Here is a 20,423-nt window from a genome sequence, read left to right on the forward strand (position 1 = left end):
TCAATACACATGCAGGTGAACGATGAGCGTGCGCGAGTCCATTGATCCGAAGTCGTCGCTATGGGCCTGGATGGCCTTTGACCTGTGGTTTTACCGCAGTCGGCGCGGTCTCTCGCTGGCCCAGGTCGCCATGATCGTCAACGCGACCCGGGGGACCGTATCGAACTGGGAGGCCGGGCGGTTCCGGCCGAGTGACACGTGCATGAAGCGCCTCGACCAGGCGTGGGACACGGGTGGGCACTTCGAGCGGCTGCACATGTTCGCCTGCGCTGGCCATGACCCTGATTGGTTCCGGCAATACGTCCAATACGAGATGGACGCAGAGATCATCAAGATGTTCCATGGCAAGAACGTCCCATTGCTCGTGCAGACGGAGGCTTACGCGCAGGGCGTGCTTCGCGCGGCCGGGCACATGCACGAGGCTGAGGCGACTACCAAGGCTCGGATGAAACGACAGGAGATCCTCACCCGGGACGACCCGCCATATCTCTGGATCCTCATAGATCAGGAGGTCCTTGATTGTCCTGTCGCGGGCAGCGAGGTCATGAGAGGGCAATTGGCGCGACTTCTCGAAGTCGCGGAGTTGCCGCACGTCTGCGTGCGAGTCGTCCTGCGCGAGTCGGGTTGGCATCCGGGCCACGATGGCCCGTTCCAGGTGCTGCGGATTCGAGGTCGAGAGGTCGCCTATGCCGGAGCGCAGATCGGCGGCCGCTTGATCGAGGCCGGTGACCAAGCGGACACCCTGACGATACGGTTCGATCAGATCGGAGCAAATGCCCTGTCGCGGGCAGCTTCGAAGGATCTGATCGAACGGACGATGAGGACGTACGAATGATCACTTGGCGGAAGAGTTCCTATACCGGTGGCGGGAATGACGAAGCGTGTGTGGAGTTGGCGGAGTTGGCGGGCCGGGTGTGGGTGCGGGACTCCAAGGATCCGGACGGGGAGCGGCTGGCGTTCGGGCGGGATGCGTTCGCGGGGTTGCTGGTGCGGGTGAAGCGCGGGGAGCTCGGCCTGTAGTCGCAGGCGTTCTGACGCGCCCTCACGAGCTGGCATGACCAGGAGCCGCAGCCCTTCAGAAACGGGTGGCGGCTCCACATAGAGGACGTGTCGTGGGGGAGTAGTAGCCGTGTGGCAGCGGTCGTTACGGGTGCACTCCGTGGTCGCGCAGGGGGCCGATGGTCAGCGCGGCGGTGCGGCATTCGGTCACTACTTCGGGGAGGGCGCCGAGGGTCGACCTCCAGGCGCCGGGTGCCGCGGTGACGTCGCTGTCGTGGAGGAGCAGCGTCGCGCCGCCCTTGAGGCCGGGCGCGAGGGTCTCCAGGACGGACGAAGGGGTGGCGGACGCCGTCCAGTCCTTGCCCCAGGCCGTCCACAGGATGGGGCGGAGGCCGTTGCGGCGGGCGGCGAACAGGGCCTCGGTGCTCAGGGCGCCGTACGGGGGCCGGTACCAGGACGGGGTGACGCCGCACACGTCCTCGATGAGGTGGACGGTGTCCCGGATCTCGGCGGTGACCCGGCCGGGGCGGGTCACGAGGGCGTTGTCGTGGTGCCAGCCGTGCACGGCGATCTCGTGGCCGTCGGCGACGATGCGGCGGCCGAGCCACGGGGCGCGCTGGAGCATCGTGCCGAGGACGAAGAACGTCGCATGGCAGCCGAGGCGGGCCAGCTCGTCCAGGAAGAGGGGCGTGGACGAAGGGTCGGGGCCGTCGTCCAGGGTGAGCGCGACGTGGCGGGGGCCGCCGCGGCCGGCGATGCGGGGGGTCAGGCGGCGGACCGGGCCGAGCCAGGACGCCGCGGGCAGCGCGTGGGCCAGGAGGGCGGCGGCCAGGACGGCGGGGACGCGGCGGGACATGAAGACATCTTCACCGGGGGGAGCTCAACTCATGGGCAAACGACTCTTAATTCTGACAGCGGGCATGGGTGCCGGGCATAACGCGGTTGCGGCGGAGCTGGCCCGCAGGATGGCGCTCCAGGAAGTGGAGACGGCCGTGCTGGACGTCCTCGACCTGGTTCCGCTGAAGCTCGGGCATGGGCTGCGGCGCATGTACGGGGGGATGGTCCGGTCCGCGCCGTGGCTGTACGAGGGGATCTACCGGGCGTTCTTCGTGTCCCGGCGCCCGCCGCCCGCGTCGCCGCTCACGGCGCTGATCGCGCGGCGGCTGGACGCGCGGATCCGGGAGCTGCCGCCCGACGCGGTCGTGTCGACGTTCCACCTCGCGGCGCAGGCGGCCGGGCGGCTGCGCGACTCGGGGCGGCTGACGGTGCCGTCGCTGGTGCTGGTGACCGACTTCGCCGTCCACCGGATGTGGCTGCACGCGGGCAACGACCGGTACCTGTGCCCGGACGAGCGGGCCGCGCGGGCCGTGATGGAGCGGACGGGACGTCCGGCCGGCGGGCACGCGCCGGTGGTGCGGCCCGCGTTCCGCCGGAAGCGGGCCGCGGACGACCGGCTTCGGGAGGCGGCGGGCGCGCGGCCGGACGACAAGATCGTGCTGATCTCGGCGGGCGCCTGGGGAGTGGGGCGCGTCGTGGAGACCGCGCAGGGCATCGCGGCGTCCGGCCGGTACGTGCCGGTGGTGCTGTGCGGGCGCAACGAGCGGCTCCTCGAACGCGTCTACGGGCCCGCCCTCGGCTGGCGGGACGACATGCCCGAGCTGATGGCGGGCGCCTACGCGCTGATCGACAACGCGGCGGGGCTGACCTGCCGGGAGGCGTTCGCGTGCGGGCTGCCGGTGATCTCCTACCGGCCGATCCCCGGGCACGGGCGGGACGGTGCCGCGGCGATGGCGCGCGACGGCCTGAGCTGCTACGCCGAGTCGCCGGGCGAGCTGGTGGAGGCGCTCGACCGGCTGAAGGACGAGGCGGTGCGGGAGGCGCGGGCCCGCAAGGTCGGCGCGCTGTTCGACGCCGTCCCCGCCGAGCGGGTCATCCGGTCGGTGCTCGGCTGACGTCGTGCTCCTCGTGCAGCAGCGGGGATCGGGCGATGCCGATGCTGCCGAGGAGGATCAGCGCCATGCCGGCGGCCTCCAGGACGATCCACGGCCCGCCGCGGACGTCCTCCCCGAACAGGTAGACGCCGAGGACGATGCTGGCGACGGGGTCGGAGATGGTCAGGGCGGGCTGCACGGCGACGAGGCTGCCGCTCTGCAGCGCGTTCTGCAGCAGGTAGAGGCTGGCGAGGCCGGCGAGGGCCATGGCGTAGAGCTGCCAGGACGTGAGGACGGCGCGGACGCCGCGTTCGAAGTCGTGCGTGGCGGTGTTCATGAAGGCGGCCGTCAGCGCGAACCCGATCGAGGTCGTGACGCCGAGCAGGACGGCGCGGACCGGCCCGCTGATGAGCCGGGCCAGCGCGCCGAGCCCGGCGACGCAGGCGACCGTGCCGGCCGTCGCGATGCTCCAGGCGGCGGTGCCCGGCCGGGTGTAGCTCTCGTCGGGCGAGAGGGCGAACAGCAGCACGGCCAGGCCGGCGCTGAGCAGGATGACGGCGGTCCACGGCACCCGGTCCAGCCCGCGCGGCGGCAGGCACGCGATGAGGATCATGGTGAAGGGCAGTTCGACGGCCAGCAGCGGCTGGACGAGCGACAGCCCCGCGATGGACAGCGCCGCCGCCTGCAGCACGAACGCCGCGATGAGCGCGCCGATGCCGGCGAGCCACATCGGGCTGCGCAGCAGGTCCAGGATGAGCGCGGGCTTGAAGGCGTCCGCCTCGGGCGCGGTCTTGGCCACCCGCCGCTGGAGCACCGAGGCGAGGGCGTTCGAGGCTCCGGCGAGCAGCGCGAGGACGATGGGGATCACCGGCACTCCACCTCGTCAGGAGGCGCGGCCGCGCGATCGCCGGGCTTGCCCAGGTACGGCGACCGGCCGAGGACGATGATTCCCGCGACCATCGCGGCGAGCCCGAGCGATTCGAAGGCGAGGTCGGAGATCTCCAGCCGCACCCGCTCCCCGAAGATCACGATGCTGAGCGCGATGCCGGTGAGCGGCTCGGCCGCGGTGGTCGCGGGCAGCGAGATCCGCAGCGGCGCCGCGTCGAAGGCGCTCTGCGCGAACAGCAGGCCCAGCGCCCCGATGAGCACCAGCCCGTACGGCTGCCAGGTCACCAGGACGCGGGTGAAGCCGTTGTCGGAGACCAGCAGGACGCTGCGGGTCAGGGTGTCCTGGAGCCCGTAGAGCAGCCCGGCGCCGCAGGCGAGCAGCATCGCGCGGACGCGCAGGTCCCGGTGCAGGCCGCCGGACGCGCACAGGACGACGAGGCCGAGCACGGCCGCGCCCGCGAGCCAGCGCGGCGAGTGGACGCCGGGCAGCGACCCGCCGTGCGGCACCCCGACGCCGAGGAACAGCGCGACGCCGCCGGTCAGCAGCAGCGACCCCAGCACCTCGGTGCGGCCGAGCCGCTCCCGGTAGATCACGTGCGCGGCGAACAGCGCGAAGATGAGGTTGACCGTGAGCACCGGCGTGACCTCGGCGACGTCGGCCATGTTCAGCGCGAACGCGAAGATGATCTGACCGGTGATCATCGAGGCGATGCCGGTCAGCCACAGCCGGCTGCGCAGCAGGTCCAGCAGCAGCCGCGGATGCAGGATCTCCTCCAGCGGCTCCCGGAACGCGGCGTGCTGCTGCGCCACGAAGCCGAGCCCGATGAAGCCCGCGGCCACCACCGCGATGCCCATGCCGAGAATGCTCATCGGAATCCACGATCTCCCCCGACGGACCCGTCCGGGTCCGCACCTACCCGGGGTCGCCGGACGCAACCGGGCGCCGTCCCCGGGTGAGGCCGGATCCGGCCTCCCCGAATCCACAAACCGACTGGACGGTATGTCACGTGCCGGTATGTAATGCGGGCGTCTGCCAGAGGAGCACCATGCGCATCCGAGCCCTCACCGCCCTCGCCGCGACGGCCTTCGCCGCTCTGGTCCCGTCAGGCCCGGCCCACGCCGACCGCACCCCCGATGATCAGCCGCTACCCGGATACACGATCGCCAATCCGCCGCTCGCGCCCGTCCATATGCACGGGACGCCGTCGCGCGTCCTGCAGGGCGTCCACCGCCACGCGGCCTACGACATCGAGGTGCCGCCGCACTGGAACGGGAAGCTCGCGCTCTACGCGCACGGCTACGCCGGCCAGGGGTTCGTGCTGACGGTCGGGCCGCCGCCGTTCGGGCTCCGGCAGCGGCTGCTCGACCAGGGGTACGCGTGGGCGGCGTCGTCCTACTACGACAACGGGTACGACGTGCGGGCCGGGGTGCTGAGCACCCGCGACCTCGCCGACCTGTTCGCCCGCGAGGTGGGACGGCCCAAGCAGCGCATCATCGTCGGCGTCTCGATGGGCGGCCACGTCATCGGACGCTCCCTGGAGCAGTTCCCCGGCTATTACGACGGGGCGCTGCCCATGTGCGGGGTGCTCGGCGACGACGAGCTGTTCGACTTCTTCCTCGATTACAACGTCGTCGCGCAGGACCTTTCCGGCATCCGCGAATACCCCGTGACGGACCAGTACGCGACGGTGACCGTCCCGAAGATCGAGGCCGCGCTCGGGCTGACGGCGCTGCGGCCCGGCGGGCCCGACACGGCGAACGCGCGCGGGAAGCAGTTCCGGTCGATCGTCATCGACCGGACGGGCGGGACGCGGCCCGGGGCCGTGCAGTCGTTCGCGTTCTGGAAGGACTTCCCGTTCACGCTGGCCACGCCGTCCGTCCCGGGCGCGACGCTCGCGGAGGAACCGGGGCAGCTGGCGACGAACCTGTTCACCCGGTACCGGCCGAACGAGCCGGTGGACGTCAACGGGACAGTGCAGCGGGTGCCGGTCGCGAACCTGCCGGCGCGGCTGTCGAACCGGCTGTCGCAGGTGCCGCGCGTCAACGGCCGCCCCGACGTGCCCGTGCTCAGCCTGCACGGGCTGGGGGACATGTTCGTCCCGTTCTCGATGGAGCAGGTCTACGCGTCCGAGGCGGCACGGCGGCACCGGTCGCGGCTGCTCGTCCAGCGGGCGATCCGGACGACCCAGCACTGCGAGTTCTCCGCCACGGAGGCGGGGACGGCCTGGGACGACCTGGTGCGCTGGATCGGCACCGGCAGGCGCCCGGCGGGTGACGTGACGACGAAGCCGCGGACGGTGGCGGGTGCCGACTACGGGTGCCGGTTCAGCGACCCCGCCGCCTACGCGGCCGGGACGGGAACGCGGCGGCTCTTCGACCCCTGCCCGTGAGGTGAGCGCGCCCCGGCGTGAACAGTCCGGCCACACGCGCCCGTGGCCGGATCCCGTCGGCGCGCCGCTACAGGTCGGTTGCGATGATCTTCTCGATGTTGCGTTCGGCGAGGGCGGTGATGGTGACGAAGGGGTTGACGCTGGTGTTGCCGGGGATCAGCGAGCCGTCGATCGCGTAGAGGCCGGAGTAGCCGCGCAGCCGGCCGTAGTTGTCGGTGGCCTTGTTGAGGACGGCGCCGCCGAGCGGGTGGTACGTGAGGTGGTCGCCCCAGATCTTGTAGGCGCCGAAGAGGTCGGTCCGGTAGATCGTCCCCTCCTTCTTGTTGATCTTGTCGAAGATCGACTTGGCCATGTCGATGCTGGTCTGCTTCCAGGCCGTCTGCCAGTTCAGGTCCACCCGGCCCGCCGCCGCGTTCCAGGAGAACTCGGCCCGGTGCGGGGTGTTGGTGATCGACAGGTAGAACGACGCCCAGGTCTCGATCCCGGTGGGCAGCGGCGCGACCTCCGCGAACGCGCCGCCCGCGTCCCAGTTGTCGATGCCGCCGGTCGGGATCGAGGACTGGAGGCTGCCGGTCGGGTCCCAGATGTGGTTGGCGCGGCCGCACATGACGTTGCCGTTGTCGCCCCAGCCCTTGCCGACCTCGCCGTTCAGGTTCGGCAGCGCCCCGGTCGCCTTGAGCTTGACCAGCAGCTTGCTGGTGCCGACGCTGCCGGCCGCGAAGAACACCCGGTCGGCCCGCACGGTCTTGGTGCCGGTCACGTCGCCGGACGTGCCGAGCGTCTCCATCACGACCGTGTAGCCGCCGCCGGACGCGGGCGACACCGACGTCACCCGGTGCAGCGGTGAGATGGAGACCCGGCCGGTCGCCTTGGCCTGCGCCAGGTACGTCTTCGGCATGGACTTCTTGCCGTAGTTGTTCCCGTAGAGGATCTCCGCCGCCAGCGCCGACTTCGGCGCCGTGCCCGCCGCCTCCTGCTCCATGTAGTCGAAGTCGTACACGTTGGGGACGTAGACGAACTCGAACCCGGAGCGCTGGGCGTGCTTCCGCCCGACCCGCGCGTACTGGTAGCAGTCGGTGGTGTCGAACCAGGCCCGGTCGACCTCGTTGACGCCGAGCCCGGCGTTGGCGCGCGGGTAGTAGGTGTTGTACATCTCGTCGGCGTCGACCGTCGGGAGGACGCCGCTGAACCGCGAGCGCTTCGGCGTCACCGCCATCCCGCCGTTGACGAGCGAGCCGCCGCCGACGCCGCGCCCCTGGTAGACGGTGATGCCGGCGAACTCCTCGGCGTCCAGGATCCCGGTGTAGCGGGGGACGTCCTTGTCGATCGGGAAGCCGAGGAAGTTGCTGATCGGCTGCTTGGTCCGGGTCCGCAGCCAGTAGGACCGGTAGTCGGGCGTCCGGGTGTTGGCGAAGATCTTGCCGTCCGAGCCCGGGGTGTCCCAGGACTGCCCCATCTCGACCATGTGCACGTCGACGCCGGCCTGGGCGAGCCGCAGCGCGGCGACGGAGCCGCCGTAGCCGGTGCCGATGATCAGGGCGGGGACGTGCGCGCCGTCGCCGATCGGCCCGGCCGCCCGGGCACGGGACAGGCCGGCGCTCCCCATCAGTCCCAATCCCAGAATGGAACCGGTTCCAACGATGAACCCACGGCGCGAAACGTCGCCGGGTCTCTTGTCGGGCATGGCGAAGTCGCTCATGTGTGACCTCCCTCACTCTCATTGAGACTGGAACAGGTTCTATATCGAGCCGGAAGGGAAGTCACTAGCTACGCAAAAGTAACTTACAACCAAGTGCTTGCTTGGCAAGCGGTCCGGGCTTTGTTACATTCCGCCCATGATCTCCGCGATCGTCTGGGGCACCGGCAATGTGGGGCGGCTCGCCCTGCGCGCCGTCGACGCCCATCCGGCGCTGACCCTCACCGGTGTGATCGTCCACGACGAGGGCAAGGCCGGACGGGACGCGGGCGACCTCGCCGGCCTCGGCCGCGACCTCGGCGTCGCCGCGACCACCGACGCTGAGGCCCTCCTCGCCACCCGCCCGCAGGCCGTCGTCTACGCGGCGTCCGGCGACATCCGCCCGGACGAGGCGCTCGCCGACATCCTGACGGCGATCCGCGCCGGCGCCGTGGTCGTCACGCCCGCGCTGTACGCGCTCTACGACCAGCGCAACGCGCCCCCCGAGATGCGGGAGGCGGTACTGGACGCGATCGCCGAGGGCGGCGGCTCGCTGTTCGTCTCCGGCGTCGACCCGGGCTGGGGCAACGACGTCCTGCCGCTGATGATCAGCGGGCTCGGCGGCGTCATCGACGTCGTCCGCTGCCAGGAGATCTTCGACTACTCCACCTACGACCAGCCCGACTCCGTCCGGTACCTGGTCGGCATGGGCCAGCCCATGGACTACGAACCGCCCATGCTCGCCGCGACCGTCCCGACCATGGTGTGGGGCGGGCAGGTCCGGCTGATGGCGCGCGCGCTCGGCGTCGAGCTGGACGAGATCCGCGAGACCCTGGAGCGGCGTCCGCTGGACGACACCGTCACCACCGCGTCCATGGGCGACTTCGAGAAGGGCACCCAGGGCGCGGTCCGGTTCGAAGTGCAGGGCATCGTCGAGGGCGAACCCCGCATCGTGGTCGAGCACGTCACCCGCATCCACGCGTCCTGCGCGCCCGACTGGCCCGTGCCGCCGGACGGCGACGGCGCCCACCGCGTGATCATCGAAGGCGACCCGCGCATCGAGGTCACGGTCGAGGCCACCGACGAGCACGGCAACCGCGCCGCGGGCGGCAACGCCACCGCCGTAGGGCGGCTCGTCGGCGCGATCGACTGGCTGGTGGACGCCGAACCCGGACTCTACGACGCGCTCGACGTCCCGCTGCGTCCCGCCGTGGGCAGGCTCGGAGGCACCCGCTCATGAACCTCGACGTCCCTGACGGCAAGGACCCGATCCAGTACGCGTGGGGCGAGATGGTGCCGGGCATCGGTCCCGCCGCGTCCAACCTCTCGCTCGCCGTCTACGCGCACACCACGCTCGGCCTCCGCGAGTTCGAGGCCGCCCGGCTCCGCATCGCGCAGATCAACGGGTGCGTGTTCTGCCTCGACTGGCGGACGGAACGCGACGGCGAGAAGGTCGAGGACGAGTTCGCCGGCGCCGTCACCGAATGGCGCACCACCGGCCGCTTCGACGACCGGACCCGCCTCGCCGCCGAGTACGCCGAGCGGTACGCCCTCGACCACCACGGCCTGGACGAGGAGTTCTGGGACCGCATGACCGCGCACTACACCCAGCGCGAGATCGTCGAACTGAGCATGTGCATCGGCTCCTGGCTCGCCTTCGGCCGCCTCAACCACGTCCTGGGCCTCGACACCATGTGCATGCTGCCCAAGCCGTCCTAGCCCCCGCCGACCCGTCAGGTAGCCGGCGTTCTCACCCCGGCGGGCGTGCGGATCAGGAAGGTGCCCGCCAGCACCACCAGGCCGGACGCCGCCAGCACGAACTGGCCCGGCGCCAGGCCGAGCGGGGACGCGCCGGCCTCCTTCAGCAGGTCGGCCGCGCCGCCCGACAGCAGCGCCGCGAGCGCCAGCCCGAACCGCAGCACGGCGTGGAACGCGGTCAGCGCCAGGTTCCGCTCCACCCCGCTGAGCGACTCCTGGAGGTAGGTGATGCCGCCGACCAGGGCGCTCGTCGCGGCGGCGCCGAAGAGGACGGCCCCGATGAACGACCACGTGATCGACCCCAGCACGCCCATCAGCGCGATCACGATGCCCTGCGCGGCCGTCCCGAGCCGGACCTGCGTCATCAGGCTTCCCGCCTTCCGGTGGATCAGCAGCAGGCCCGCGAGGGCGCCCACGCCGAACAGCACCACCAGCGTGCCGAACCCGACCGCGCCCGCGTCCAGGACGTTCTTCACGAACACCACGCCGAGCGAGAACAGCGCGCCCAGCCCGAGCGCCACCACCGCGACGCCCGGCAGGACGCCGCGCACCACCGGAAGCCGCAGCGCGCTGAAGAAGCCGCCCTGCGCCTCCTTCTCGCTGTGCTCCATCTCCGCCCGCTCGACCGGGCCGGGCCCGAGGTCGGGGATCGAGCGGATGGCGAAGTACGACACGAGGTACGTCACCGCGTTCAGCCAGAAGACGACGACGTACCGCCAGTGGCCCTCCCAGCCCGCCATGTTCGACAGCCACAGCAGCAGCCCGAACGCCCCCGCGCCCAGCGGGATCATCCCGTAGGACGTCGCCATCGTGATGCCGTTGGCGAGCTCCAGCGTGGCGGTGTCGTGCTTGTCCTCCTCGTCCTCGATGAGGAACGGGATCGCCGCGTCCCGGGCCGGCAGGAACATCAGCCCCACGACCTCGATCAGGAACGCCCAGACGTACACCCACACCAGCCACGGCACGATCGGCAGCGCCAGCGCCATGCCCGTCCGGATCATGTCCGACCACAGCATCACGCTGCGCCGCCGCCACCGCGTCACCACCCGCGCCGCCACCGGCGCGCCCACCGCGGACGGGAGCAGCCGCAGCACCAGCACCCCGCCCACCGCCGTCGTGGAGCCGCTCAATTCCAGGACGAAGTACATGAGCGCGAGCGTGCCCATCCAGTCGCCGAACGAGGAGACCGTCTGACCGACGATGAGCCGCCGGAAATCCCGGCGGCTCAGCTGCTCCTTGAGTCCCATACGGGCTCCATCCCCGGGCTGGCGTGCGACGGCGAATCGGCGTACGGGGAGTCCGACAGCAGGGCGGCGAGCCTTCCGGCGGCCGCGTCCCAGCTCCAGTTCTCGCACGCCCACTCGCGGCCGGCCGCCCCCATCGCGGCGGCCCGCCCGGGCGAGGCGAGCAGCCGGTGCAGGGTCAGCGCCAGCTCGTCCGGGCGGGTCGCGTCCACCAGCACGCCCGTCCGCCCGTCGACCAGCGACGCCGGGCTGCCGCCCGACCGGCCGACCACCACCGGCAGCCCCGCCGCGGACGCCTCCAGCACCGACAGCCCCAGCCCCTCCGTCTGCAGCCCGCGCCGGTCGTCGCGGCACGGCAGCGTGAACACGTCGGCGGCGGCGTAGTAGCGCGGCAGGTCGGCGGCGGACACGAGCCCGGTCAGCGTGACCGCGCCCGGCGCGCACCGGTCCGCCATCTCCTGCAGCCGGTGCCGCATCGGGCCGTCCCCGACGATGACCAGCCGCGCGTCCGGCCGCCTCCGCACCACGTCGCCCCACGCTCGGACCAGCATGTCGTGGCCCTTGCGGCGGACGAGCCGGGCCACGCTGAGCACCACGGGGCCCGTGCCGAGCCCGTGCCGCCGCCGGACCGCCGAACCGTCCAGGCCGGGCCGGAACCGGACCGTGTCCACGGCGCCCGCGAGCCGCGCCAGCCGCGTCCGGTCCCCGACGGCGCCCGCCACCTCCGGCAGCGTCGTGTCGCACAGGTGCGTCAGCACGTCGAACGACCGGGCCGCCGCCCGCAGCGCCGCCCGCGTCGGCGGCGCCCGGAACCAGCCGAGCTCCTGCCCGTGCGCCGAGCCGACCAGCCACCGCACGCCCGCGGCCCGCACCAGCGGCGCGTACATCCCGAACGGCGCCGCCGCCGTGATCCACCCCGCCTCGATCCGGTACCGCGCCACCAGCCGCCGCAGCCCGCGGAACAGCAGGTACCCGCGCCGCCGCACCACCGGGAAGCCCAGCCCGGCGTCGAACTCCGCCGCCCCGGGCCGCGCCGGCGCCACCACGACCACCCGATCCGCCGGCAGCCGCCGCACCAGCTCCCAGGTGAACGTCTGCACACCGCCCGGTTCAGGGGGAAAGTGCCCGGTCAGCACCAAGGTTCGCGGGATCTCCATGCGTCAACGACTTCCCGCACAGCCGCCCTCCAACCAACGCGCGGGTGGGCTACCGAACGATGACCGAGTCTTTGGGGCGTCCTCGTCTGCCGTCCAGCCGTCGTGGCTCTTGCCGGCGCCAAGGGTCACCTGGCGAAACCCGGTCAATACGCACAGAATCCCGGAATGGTGCGTCAGTGTGTCGCATGCGAGTGTCATGATGCAGTCAAGGGACGGTATGCGAGTGGAGTGGGAGCCAGGTGCCCAGAAGATCACAGGAGCGGGAGCACCGGCCGGTCGCAGAGTTCATCACCGGCCTGGCATCGCGGGTGTATGAAGGGCAGATCAAGCTTCCCAAGTTCCAGCGTGAATTCGTCTGGACGCGAGGCCAGATTATCGATCTCCTCGACTCGATCGCCCGGAACTACCCGATCGGCAGCCTGCTGCTGTGGCGAAGAGATCTTCCGCTCGCCAGCGAACGCGCCATAGCCGGCCTGCCGATCGACCCTCGTGACAACAAGAACGTCACCGCCTACTTGCTTGACGGCTGCCAGCGCCTCTCCACGATCTGCGGCGCGCTCCACTGGGAGCCGGATGACCCGCGCAGCAAGTGGAACTTGGCATATGACCTGCGCGAAGAGCGTTTTCTGCATCGCGAGGACTTGGACGATCCACCGGCCCACCAGGTACCGCTACGATTCCTGACCGATCCGTCGGCCTTCTTCAAACGGGTCACGAGGCTGCCCGAGGAACAGGAGAACAGGGCGGAGCTCCTGTTCAACAGATTCGCCCAATACGAAGTCGCCGTGGTAACGCTCGAAGCCACGTCGATCACCGAGGTCGGACGCATCTTCGAGCGTGTCAACACCCGGGGCACGCCGCTCACCACCGTGGAGATCGTCCGCGCTGCCACTTGGCCTTGATCGTTCATGGGGTGTGCGGGATGTCCCGGTGGGCTGGTGAGTTGGTTTCTGCTCGGTCGTTTTGATGGTGTTGTCAAGGAGCGGGGTATCGCCGGTGCCCCGCTGTCGTGCGGGGTGGGCGCCGGTTCCACGGGCCGGGCGGGTTTCCTCGGGGTTGTCGGCTCTGGGTGGGGTTGGTACTGGTCAGCCGCTGGGGTTGAGGGCGAGGCCGAACTCCAGGCAGGCAGCGAGTTGGCGGGCCCAGGGCCAGGTGGCGGGGACGCGGATCTTTCGTTTGCGCTGGCCGCGGGTGATGCGGGCGGCGGTGTGCAGGATCTGGTAGCGGAGTGTGGCGGGTTCGGCTTTGGCGAGGTCGCCGGTCAGGCACAGCAGTTGCAGCCAGCGCAGCAGGTCGCAGGCGATGGCGGCGGCGTCGCACCATGCCTGGTTGATGGTGAACGAGTTGGAGGGCATGTGCCCCAGACCGGTGGCTTTCGCGCAGCGGATGCGGTCCTCGACCCGGGCTTGGGGGCGGTGGCGGGCTTCCAGGAACTGGATGTCGCGGTGGGCGGAGTTGGTGGCGTGCAGTTGGTAGCGCCACCCGTCGGCTTCTTCCAGCAGGGACAGTTGGGCGCCGGAGGAGGGGCGTTCGCGGCGGCAGATGATCCGCAGCGGTTTCGGCCAGGTCGCCAGTTGGTCGCCGGCGGCCGAGTGGCGCAGCAGCCCGGTCAGTTCCACGACCCCGGCGTCATCGTCATCGCGGGCGTCGCCGTGCCGGTCCAGCACGCTCTGCCAGGCTGTTTCGGGGACTTGGGTGATCGCGGTCTTCTCTCGTTCGCCCAGGTCCCACCCGGCCGAGTACTCCAGGCGGCGTCCGGGCCGGGCGCCGGTGGCGTGCAGGTGGTCGATCAGGGCGTGGGAGGCGCCGGCGCCGTCGATGGTGACCAGCAGGTTCCGGCGGTGCGGCCGGGGGATCTGCTCGATCGAGGCGTCCAGTACGGCGATGTGGTCGGCGGCGGTGTTGCTGCCCGCGTTGCCGGGCCGCAGCAGGGTCACCAGGTTCTCGGCGGTGTTGTCGCACCAGCTGGTCAGCGGGTGATGCCCGTAGGTGCCCTTGAACGTCCCGGCCGCCTTCTCCTTGTCGGAGTGCGCGATGACCAGGGTGGCGTCCAGCCGGATCACCACCTGCCGCCCCAGGTCGGTGCCGGCCACGCGCGAGGGCGGGATGCCGCCGTGCCGGGCGGCGATCAGCTTCCACACCTTCGCGCGGATCTTCTTGCGCGCCGCCGCGACCCGGTCGCGCTGGAGCGGGCCGATCTCGTTCAGCGTGCGCCACAGCGTGGAGTCGGAGGCCACTTCCCCGTACAGTTCGTGCTGATCGCGCAGCGTGGCCAGATGGCCCAGCACCCGCCCGCCGTCGGCGATCATCACCGCCGTGTCGGCCAGGACCCGGCCCCGGTCGTGCACGACCTCGCGGCCCGGCCGTGCCAGTGCCCGCGATAGCTCGCCGGTCAGCCCCAGCCCGTCAGCGATCAACCGCAACGCGGCCGACCCGGTGTGGTTGACCACCCCGCCTCCGGCCACATCCACGGCCAGGTCCTTGGACCATCCGGTAAGATCTGCCACCTGAAAAGTGCTCCTCGATCCGGGATGAACAAGCCTTCGCAACGCTTATTATCCCAGGTCAGGGGCACTTTTCGCATGCAATCACCTCAGGCCCACGAATTCACGTGAATCGGGGAGGTTGGCGGGGCGACTTCGACCTGCTGGACGCGATCGACCGGGTGCGCGACGCCCTCGCACGCAAGCACTACGGCCAGATCGACCGGATGCTGCTGCTCCGCTCGATCTCCGCGGCAGCCGGCCTGGGATTTGCGGCCAAGGACATCGAACGCCTGCCCAGCACGTCCGCCGCGACCCTGACGTCGGCCATCGAGCAGACGGAGGACGCCGCCCGACGTGCCGTGGACTTCCTCACCACCGAGATCGGAACGCCGACTGCCGAGACGCTCCCCTACCCGAACCAGCTCGCGGTCGTCATCGAGATCTTCCGGCGGCTCCCGAAGCCGGACGCGCGCCAGTTCGCCGCGATCCGCAGCTGGTTCTGGAGGACGGCGCTGACCGGATACTACGAGGGCTGGAACGCACGGAAGATGGCCGAGGACCTCGCCGCCGTCCACGCGTTCACGTCCGGTGAGACCAAGAGCATCGAGGTGGACACCGCGCCCTTGAGCTCCCGGCTCTGGCAGTCCCAGCAGTACCGGCGCGACAGCGCTAGGACGAAGGCGTTCGCGCTCCTGCTGGCGGCGGCGGGGCCTCGGGACTTGCGCACGGGGCAGCGGATTGACACCGGGCGCGCCCTGGCGGTGTCCAACGACATGCAGTACCACCACTTCTTCCCGAAGGCGTGGCTCACGCGGGAGGGACGCACCTATGAGCAAGCGAACACGCTGCTCAACATCGTCATGCTGACGGCCATCAGCAACCAGGCCGTGGCGGACCAGGCACCCGCCGCCTACCTCAAGGCCGAGATCGATTTCAGCGGCGAGGAGGAGATGCGTGCCCGACTGGAGGGCCTTCTCGTATCGCCGCAGGCTTTCGACGCGGCCGTGCGCGGTGACTATCAGGTGTTCCTCACCGCGCGTGCCGAGACGCTTCTCGCCTGGGCCCAGGACCTCGTCAAGGGCGCCGAGATCGCTGAGCCTCTGGATCATGAGCCCGACCCCGAGGTGACCCGGCGTTCCCATGAGGTCGAAGTCATGGACACCGACACCGACGACTGAGTCCGCTGCGTTCTGTCGGACCCGCCTGCTCTCCTTACCTGGGGAGGTACGCGGATGCGGGTCAAGGACTTGCCCGAGTCGGACAGGCCGCGCGAACGCCTGCTCCGGCAGGGGCCGCGCGCGCTGTCCGACCGTGAACTGCTGGCGCTGGTCCTCGGCGCTGGGCTGCCGGGCTGTGACGCCATCGAAGTCGCCGCCCGGCTGATCGATGCTCAAGGATGCCTTACGACCCTGGCCGGCGCCGATGCTTCCTCCCTGAGCCGTCTCCCCGGGATCGGTCCCGCCAGGGCGGCACGCGTCGCCGCGGCTTTCGAGCTGGCCCGACGCGTGGCGAATGGAGAGGAACGGCGCAGAATCCGCGGTTCCGCCGACCTTGCCACCGTGGCCGCACCGTTCCTGCGGGGACTGCGGCACGAACGGGTCGTGGTGATCGCCTGCGACGCTGGTGGCCGTGTCCTGCGTGTTCTCCCGTTGACGGAGGGTGCCACCGACCGAAGCTTGATCCCCGACCGGGACGTGCTGAGCGCGGTCTTGTCGATCGGCGGCAGCGCGTTCGGCGTGGCGCACAACCACCCCAGCGGACGCCTTGACCCCAGCCCAACCGACCGCAAGGCGACAGAGCTGCTGCGTGACGCTGCTGAAACGGTCGGCCTCCGCTTCATGGACCACATGATCCTCACCGAAACGGCCTGGTCCCGTATCCCGTGATCGCACCGGCAATGCACGCGACATTCGCATGCATTGTCCGACTATTCAGCCACGTCAGCGCGCTGATGACGACGAGGATGCGGCGCCGAGGCTCGGACTGCCGCGTTATCGAAACATGGCGTGATCTCGGCGTGAAGTCTTGGCATGTCCGCCAGTCAATTGGTCCAGCTTGCCTGTGCTTCAAGGGGTGGACAGACGATGATCACGCTCTGTCTCCGATTGTCAACTAATTGCGGTCGGCGCCCCCGGCAAGGACGGAGACGACTATGTCTCGGATGTGGTTTGACCTGCTGTTTATCCATATGACCTAGATCACAGTACAAGATCGTCTGGAAGTCTTCCCCTGTGTTGATCACGGGGTTACGTTAGGGCGGCTTTAACAACCCTTTACGCCTTGGGGTCCATATGGTTCGCGCTGCGACATGCCGTTGTGCGTCGGTTCTCCGTTCGCTGTTGTGGCGGCGTCCCAGTCGGATAGCGCACATCATGGCGTTGTTGATGGTCGCCGGATTGCTCCAGGTGCCGATAACTGCAGTGTTGCCTGAATCTGCGGTTCATGCCGATGAACCGAGGGTGGCCGGGCCCCAAGGGGGCCCCCAAGGGGTGGCGACTGAAGAGGAAGCCGTCGCGACGGCGAAGCGGACGGGTGAACCGGTCGAGATCACCTCGCGGCGTGGGGAGACTCGCACGGTGCGTGCGCTGTCGAATGGTCGGCTCGAGGTCGAGCAGCACGTCCAGCCGATCCGTGCTCGTCAAGGCGGTAAATGGGTCGACATTGACACTCGCCTGCACGTTTCCGGTGGAGCGGTCGTCCCGGCGGCGACGACGGTCGGGCTCCGGTTCTCCACCGGCGGGAGCGGTCCGATGGTTCAGATGACCCGAGCTGGCCGGAAGCTCGCGTTGACCTGGCCGCAGCCGCTGCCCGAACCGGCCCTTGACGGTGACACCGCCGTCTACAAGGGCGTGGCCGGCCCTGACGTGGATCTACGGCTGAGAGCTCTGAAGGACGGTTTCGCGCACGTTCTGGTGATCAAGACCGCCGAAGCGGCTAAGGACCCGCACGTAATGAAGTTGCCGCTGACGATGTCGACCACGCGTCTTGATGTGAGCCAGGAGCAGGGCGGCGTGCTAAAAGCCGCCGACACCGGCTCGGGTTCGGTGGTGTTCGAGGCGCCTTCCCCAATGATGTGGGACTCCTCCCAAGCCCCCACCGCGTCACCGCAGGCCCGCACCCAGACAGCGGAAGCGCTCAAGGAGCCCGCGGAGGGCGCCAAGACGGCTCCGATCGATGTCGCTGTCGGAGACGACAAGATCACTCTGACGCCGAATCAGGACTTGCTGACGGGGACGGACACCACGTTCCCGGTGTACATCGACCCGGTGTGGGGGGCTAAGAAGGCATCCGATTGGGGAATGGTGTCTTCGGGATGGCCCAGTCAGTCCTATTTCCACTTCGCGGGCAAGTCGACTGAAGGAGTGGGACGCTGCGAGGTGGCCAAGGACCCCAACTGTGTGAAGAACCAGACCAAGCGACTGTTCTTCAAGGTGGGCCTGCCGCAGATCAAGGGCAGTTACATTCAGAATGTAGAGTTCACCGCCTTCGAGACGAGTGCCTACAACTGCAAGAATCCAACCTCGGTGCAGTTGTGGCGGACGGCGACGCTGAAGTCGTATGCAACGTGGAGTAATACCAACAAGTCATCAGTGTGGCTGGAGCACTTGACTTCCCGGGATGTGGCCTACTGTTCCAAGGCACCGGTGGAGTTCGGTGGGGCTAAGCTCCGATCGCATGTGCAGGATGCGGCGAACAAGGGCTACAGTTCGATCACCTTCGGGCTGAAAGCCTACAGCGAGTCGACGATGGACTGGTGGAAGCGGTTCTCCGAGGATGCTTATCTGAAGGTTCAGTACAACCGTCCGCCGTTGCAGCCCGACACCGACACCATGTACGCCAACCCGGGCACCAAATGCCTGCCCAGCAGCCAAGCCAAGACGGTCAACGACTTCTCCATCCTGTACGCCTATCTGAAAGATCCCGACGACGAGGACAAGAACAAGGTGCAGGGTCAGTTCACGCTCCACTGGGCAAACAAGGCGGACGGCTCGGACTGGGGGCCGAAATGGACCTCAGGATTGATAGGCCCGAAGACGACGAACAGCAGATTCGAAACGCCGGTCCCCCCCGACGATCCCGGAGGGCACGAAGATCGGCTGGGGAGTACGGGCCTGGGACGGTGAGCAGTGGGGGCCATGGAGCTATGACGGCGCACAGACGGGCTGCTACTTCTACTACGACCCGGCCAAGCCGGGTGAGCCGACGATCACCTCGACCGACTATCCCCAGGACGGCACCGATCACGGTGGCGTAGGACAGGCCGGAACGTTCACCATCTCCGATCCTGCAGGTGTCGCCGACAGGTTCGAGATCACACTGAACGATGAGCCGGTGACAACGGTGCAGACCACTGCCGGTGCAGCGCAGCAGGTGCAGATCGCGCCGACTCGAGTGGGCCCCAACATTCTGACGGTCCAGGGATTGGCCCCGTCCAGCCAGGTCGGCCCGGTCGTCTCCTACGAGTTCCGCGCGAACGCCGGCTCCGCTGCATTGGCCACGTTCAAGCTGGACGAACCTGCCGGCGCCACCAGTTTGCAGGCGGTGACACGCGAGGGTGAACCAGCCGTCTCAGCGACCGTGCATGGAGGCGTTACGACGGGGGGCATCGGCCATGTCGATCGGGCGCTTCAATTGGACGGCTCCACAGGGTACGCATCCACTGACGAACCACTGATTGATACCAGCAAAAGCTTTGCGGTATCGGCATGGGTCCGGTTGAACGGTGACGATCGAACCCGGACCGTCCTCAGCCAGGACGGGCAAAGCAAAAGCGGATTCTACCTGAAATATGAGCCGGCCACCCACAAGTGGGTATTGTCCATGGTCGCGCCTGACTCCTCCGACATGACCGCTTACCAAGCGTATTCCCTCCGTCAAGCGAGGTTCAATACCTGGACCCATTTGGCGGGGGTTTACGACCAAACATCGAAGAGACTTCAGATATATGTCAACGGCGTGCCGGGAACGCCCAGTCCAGTTGTCCCTGCAGCGTGGAATGCGACCGGAGGTTTCCAGATCGGTCGCAGCCTCTGGCTCGGCCAGCCCACCGACCACTGGCCCGGAATGGTCGACGATGTGCGCGTCTACGACCGAATTCTCGGCCCGAAGGAGGTCGAGGACATGGTCACAGAACATCCGGTCCTCAACGCTCGGTGGATGCTCAACGACAATGGCCAAGCGGACCCGTTCCCCGCAGAGGCTCCCGACCTGGTGTTCCACAACGGTGCGGCCCTTGACCCTGATGCAGGGCTGGGATGGGGAACCTCGCTGGCAGGGTTGATGCTGGGCGCTGATCAGGCGTTCGCTGAGACCCTGACGCCACCAGTCTGGACGGACGAGAGTTTCACGATCGCCGGATGGGTGCGCAACATGGGACGTCCGCAGCAGACGGCCACGGTTTTCTCGCAACCCGGTGCCCATTCGAATGCGTTCGCGCTGCAATATGTGCCCGGCGATGATCCCGAGGAGCAGGGTGGCTGGCAAGTCGCCATGCGCAACTCCGATGACGCGGCTGCTACTCCGTTGGTGGCTTCTCACTCCAACTTCCAACTTGGAGATTGGGTTCATGTGGCGGTGGTTTATGACATGCTGCGCCAGCGGATGAGCCTCTACGTCAACGGGCAACTCGATGAAACCTCCGACGGAGTGTCCCAGGAGGACAACGTGCTTCCCTTCAAAGCGGAGAACAATGGCGGTCTGCAGGTAGGCCGCAACAAGTTCGGTGCCGCCGACGGAACCGCGTTCTGGCCGGATGCGATCGATGACGTCTGGGCCTACCAAGGCGCGCTCACCCCGCAGCAGGTCGCCAGTCTCGCCGTCGATGTGGAATTCCCTGCCCGAACCGGGCCCTAGCGCCTTACCCGGCCGCCGCCTTTGTGGCGGCCGGCCCCGCGA

General features: G+C 69.0%; 18 protein-coding genes. 11 read left to right on the forward strand and 7 right to left on the reverse strand.

Annotated features, from left to right (window positions below; all coding sequences use genetic code 11):
* Nucleotides 1-22 precede the first annotated feature (22 nt).
* The gene (locus AL2_RS11660; protein ID WP_067632933.1) at nt 23-835 is read left to right on the forward strand and encodes a helix-turn-helix domain-containing protein; all 813 of its coding nucleotides are present in this window, start codon (nt 23-25) and stop codon (nt 833-835) included.
* Complete coding sequence (locus AL2_RS11665; RefSeq protein WP_067632934.1) at nt 832-1,020, forward strand: DUF397 domain-containing protein; 189 nt, start codon at nt 832-834, stop codon at nt 1,018-1,020. The genes AL2_RS11660 and AL2_RS11665 overlap by 4 nt, the downstream gene beginning before the upstream one ends.
* 124 nt (nt 1,021-1,144) lie before the next feature.
* Here the strand turns inward: AL2_RS11665 and AL2_RS11670 are convergent, their stop codons facing one another.
* On the reverse strand, nt 1,145-1,855 hold the full coding sequence (locus tag AL2_RS11670) for a polysaccharide deacetylase family protein (protein ID WP_067632936.1): 711 nt from the start codon (nt 1,853-1,855) through the stop codon (nt 1,145-1,147).
* A gap of 64 nt (nt 1,856-1,919) precedes the next feature.
* Between AL2_RS11670 and AL2_RS11675 the strand changes: the two genes are divergently transcribed.
* Nucleotides 1,920-2,951: an MGDG synthase family glycosyltransferase gene (locus tag AL2_RS11675; protein WP_245666554.1), complete on the forward strand. Its 1,032-nt coding sequence runs from the start codon at nt 1,920-1,922 to the stop codon at nt 2,949-2,951.
* Here AL2_RS11675 and AL2_RS11680 read toward each other — a convergent pair.
* Complete coding sequence (locus AL2_RS11680) at nt 2,929-3,798, reverse strand: DMT family transporter (RefSeq protein WP_157438104.1); 870 nt, start codon at nt 3,796-3,798, stop codon at nt 2,929-2,931. The two genes, AL2_RS11675 and AL2_RS11680, sit on opposite strands and share 23 nt — an antisense overlap.
* Entirely contained in the window at nt 3,795-4,688 is an 894-nt protein-coding gene (locus tag AL2_RS11685; protein ID WP_067632941.1) for a DMT family transporter, read from the reverse strand. Before AL2_RS11685 ends, AL2_RS11680 begins: the two co-directional genes overlap by 4 nt.
* Before the next feature lie 176 nt (nt 4,689-4,864).
* On the opposite strand from AL2_RS11685, the gene AL2_RS11690 reads away from it, so the two are divergent.
* Entirely contained in the window at nt 4,865-6,208 is a 1,344-nt protein-coding gene (locus AL2_RS11690) for a hypothetical protein (RefSeq protein WP_067632943.1), read from the forward strand.
* Nucleotides 6,209-6,275: 67 nt separating this feature from the next.
* Here AL2_RS11690 and AL2_RS11695 read toward each other — a convergent pair whose 3' ends face one another.
* Nucleotides 6,276-7,814 carry a GMC oxidoreductase gene (locus AL2_RS11695; protein ID WP_245666556.1) on the reverse strand — a complete coding sequence of 513 codons (1,539 nt, stop codon included), beginning with the start codon at nt 7,812-7,814 and terminating at the stop codon, nt 6,276-6,278.
* A gap of 229 nt (nt 7,815-8,043) precedes the next feature.
* Between AL2_RS11695 and AL2_RS11700 the strand changes: the two genes are divergently transcribed.
* Nucleotides 8,044-9,123: an NAD(P)H-dependent amine dehydrogenase family protein gene (locus AL2_RS11700; RefSeq protein WP_067632950.1), complete on the forward strand. Its 1,080-nt coding sequence runs from the start codon at nt 8,044-8,046 to the stop codon at nt 9,121-9,123.
* Nucleotides 9,120-9,602, forward strand: coding sequence for a carboxymuconolactone decarboxylase family protein (locus tag AL2_RS11705; RefSeq protein WP_067632951.1), 483 nt, complete (start codon nt 9,120-9,122; stop codon nt 9,600-9,602). Before AL2_RS11700 ends, AL2_RS11705 begins: the two co-directional genes overlap by 4 nt.
* Nucleotides 9,603-9,616: 14 nt before the next feature.
* On the opposite strand, the gene AL2_RS11710 is transcribed toward AL2_RS11705, so the two are convergent.
* On the reverse strand, nt 9,617-10,888 hold the full coding sequence (locus AL2_RS11710) for an MFS transporter (protein WP_067632952.1): 1,272 nt from the start codon (nt 10,886-10,888) through the stop codon (nt 9,617-9,619).
* Nucleotides 10,867-12,042 (reverse strand): glycosyltransferase family 4 protein, encoded by a 1,176-nt coding sequence (locus tag AL2_RS11715; RefSeq protein WP_067632953.1) that lies wholly within the window; start codon nt 12,040-12,042, stop codon nt 10,867-10,869. Before AL2_RS11715 ends, AL2_RS11710 begins: the two co-directional genes overlap by 22 nt.
* Nucleotides 12,043-12,281: 239 nt before the next feature.
* On the opposite strand from AL2_RS11715, the gene AL2_RS11720 reads away from it, so the two are divergent.
* Entirely contained in the window at nt 12,282-12,944 is a 663-nt protein-coding gene (locus AL2_RS11720; protein ID WP_067632955.1) for a DUF262 domain-containing protein, read from the forward strand.
* A 183-nt stretch (nt 12,945-13,127) separates the two neighbouring features.
* On the opposite strand, the gene AL2_RS11725 is transcribed toward AL2_RS11720, so the two are convergent.
* Complete coding sequence (locus tag AL2_RS11725) at nt 13,128-14,549, reverse strand: IS1380 family transposase (RefSeq protein ID WP_083946418.1); 1,422 nt, start codon at nt 14,547-14,549, stop codon at nt 13,128-13,130.
* Between the two features lie 104 nt (nt 14,550-14,653).
* Here AL2_RS11725 and AL2_RS11730 point away from each other — a divergent pair, with 104 nt between their 5' ends.
* The 4 genes from AL2_RS11730 (at nt 14,654) to AL2_RS11745 (ending at nt 20,381) form a co-directional block, all read left to right on the forward strand.
* Nucleotides 14,654-15,706 carry a hypothetical protein gene (locus tag AL2_RS11730; RefSeq protein WP_067632957.1) on the forward strand — a complete coding sequence of 351 codons (1,053 nt, stop codon included), beginning with the start codon at nt 14,654-14,656 and terminating at the stop codon, nt 15,704-15,706.
* Nucleotides 15,707-15,760: 54 nt separating this feature from the next.
* Nucleotides 15,761-16,414, forward strand: a complete 654-nt coding sequence (locus AL2_RS11735) for a JAB domain-containing protein (RefSeq protein WP_067632959.1) — start codon at nt 15,761-15,763, stop codon at nt 16,412-16,414.
* A 603-nt stretch (nt 16,415-17,017) separates the two neighbouring features.
* Nucleotides 17,018-18,652 carry a hypothetical protein gene (locus tag AL2_RS11740; RefSeq protein ID WP_067632961.1) on the forward strand — a complete coding sequence of 545 codons (1,635 nt, stop codon included), beginning with the start codon at nt 17,018-17,020 and terminating at the stop codon, nt 18,650-18,652.
* 208 nt (nt 18,653-18,860) lie between these two features.
* A complete protein-coding gene (locus AL2_RS11745) occupies nt 18,861-20,381 on the forward strand; it encodes a LamG domain-containing protein (RefSeq protein WP_067632963.1) in 1,521 nt (506 codons plus the stop codon).
* Nucleotides 20,382-20,423 lie beyond the last annotated feature (42 nt).

It is taken from the genome of Actinomadura latina NBRC 106108 (assembly GCF_001552195.1).
Lineage (GTDB): Bacteria > Actinomycetota > Actinomycetes > Streptosporangiales > Streptosporangiaceae > Spirillospora > Spirillospora latina.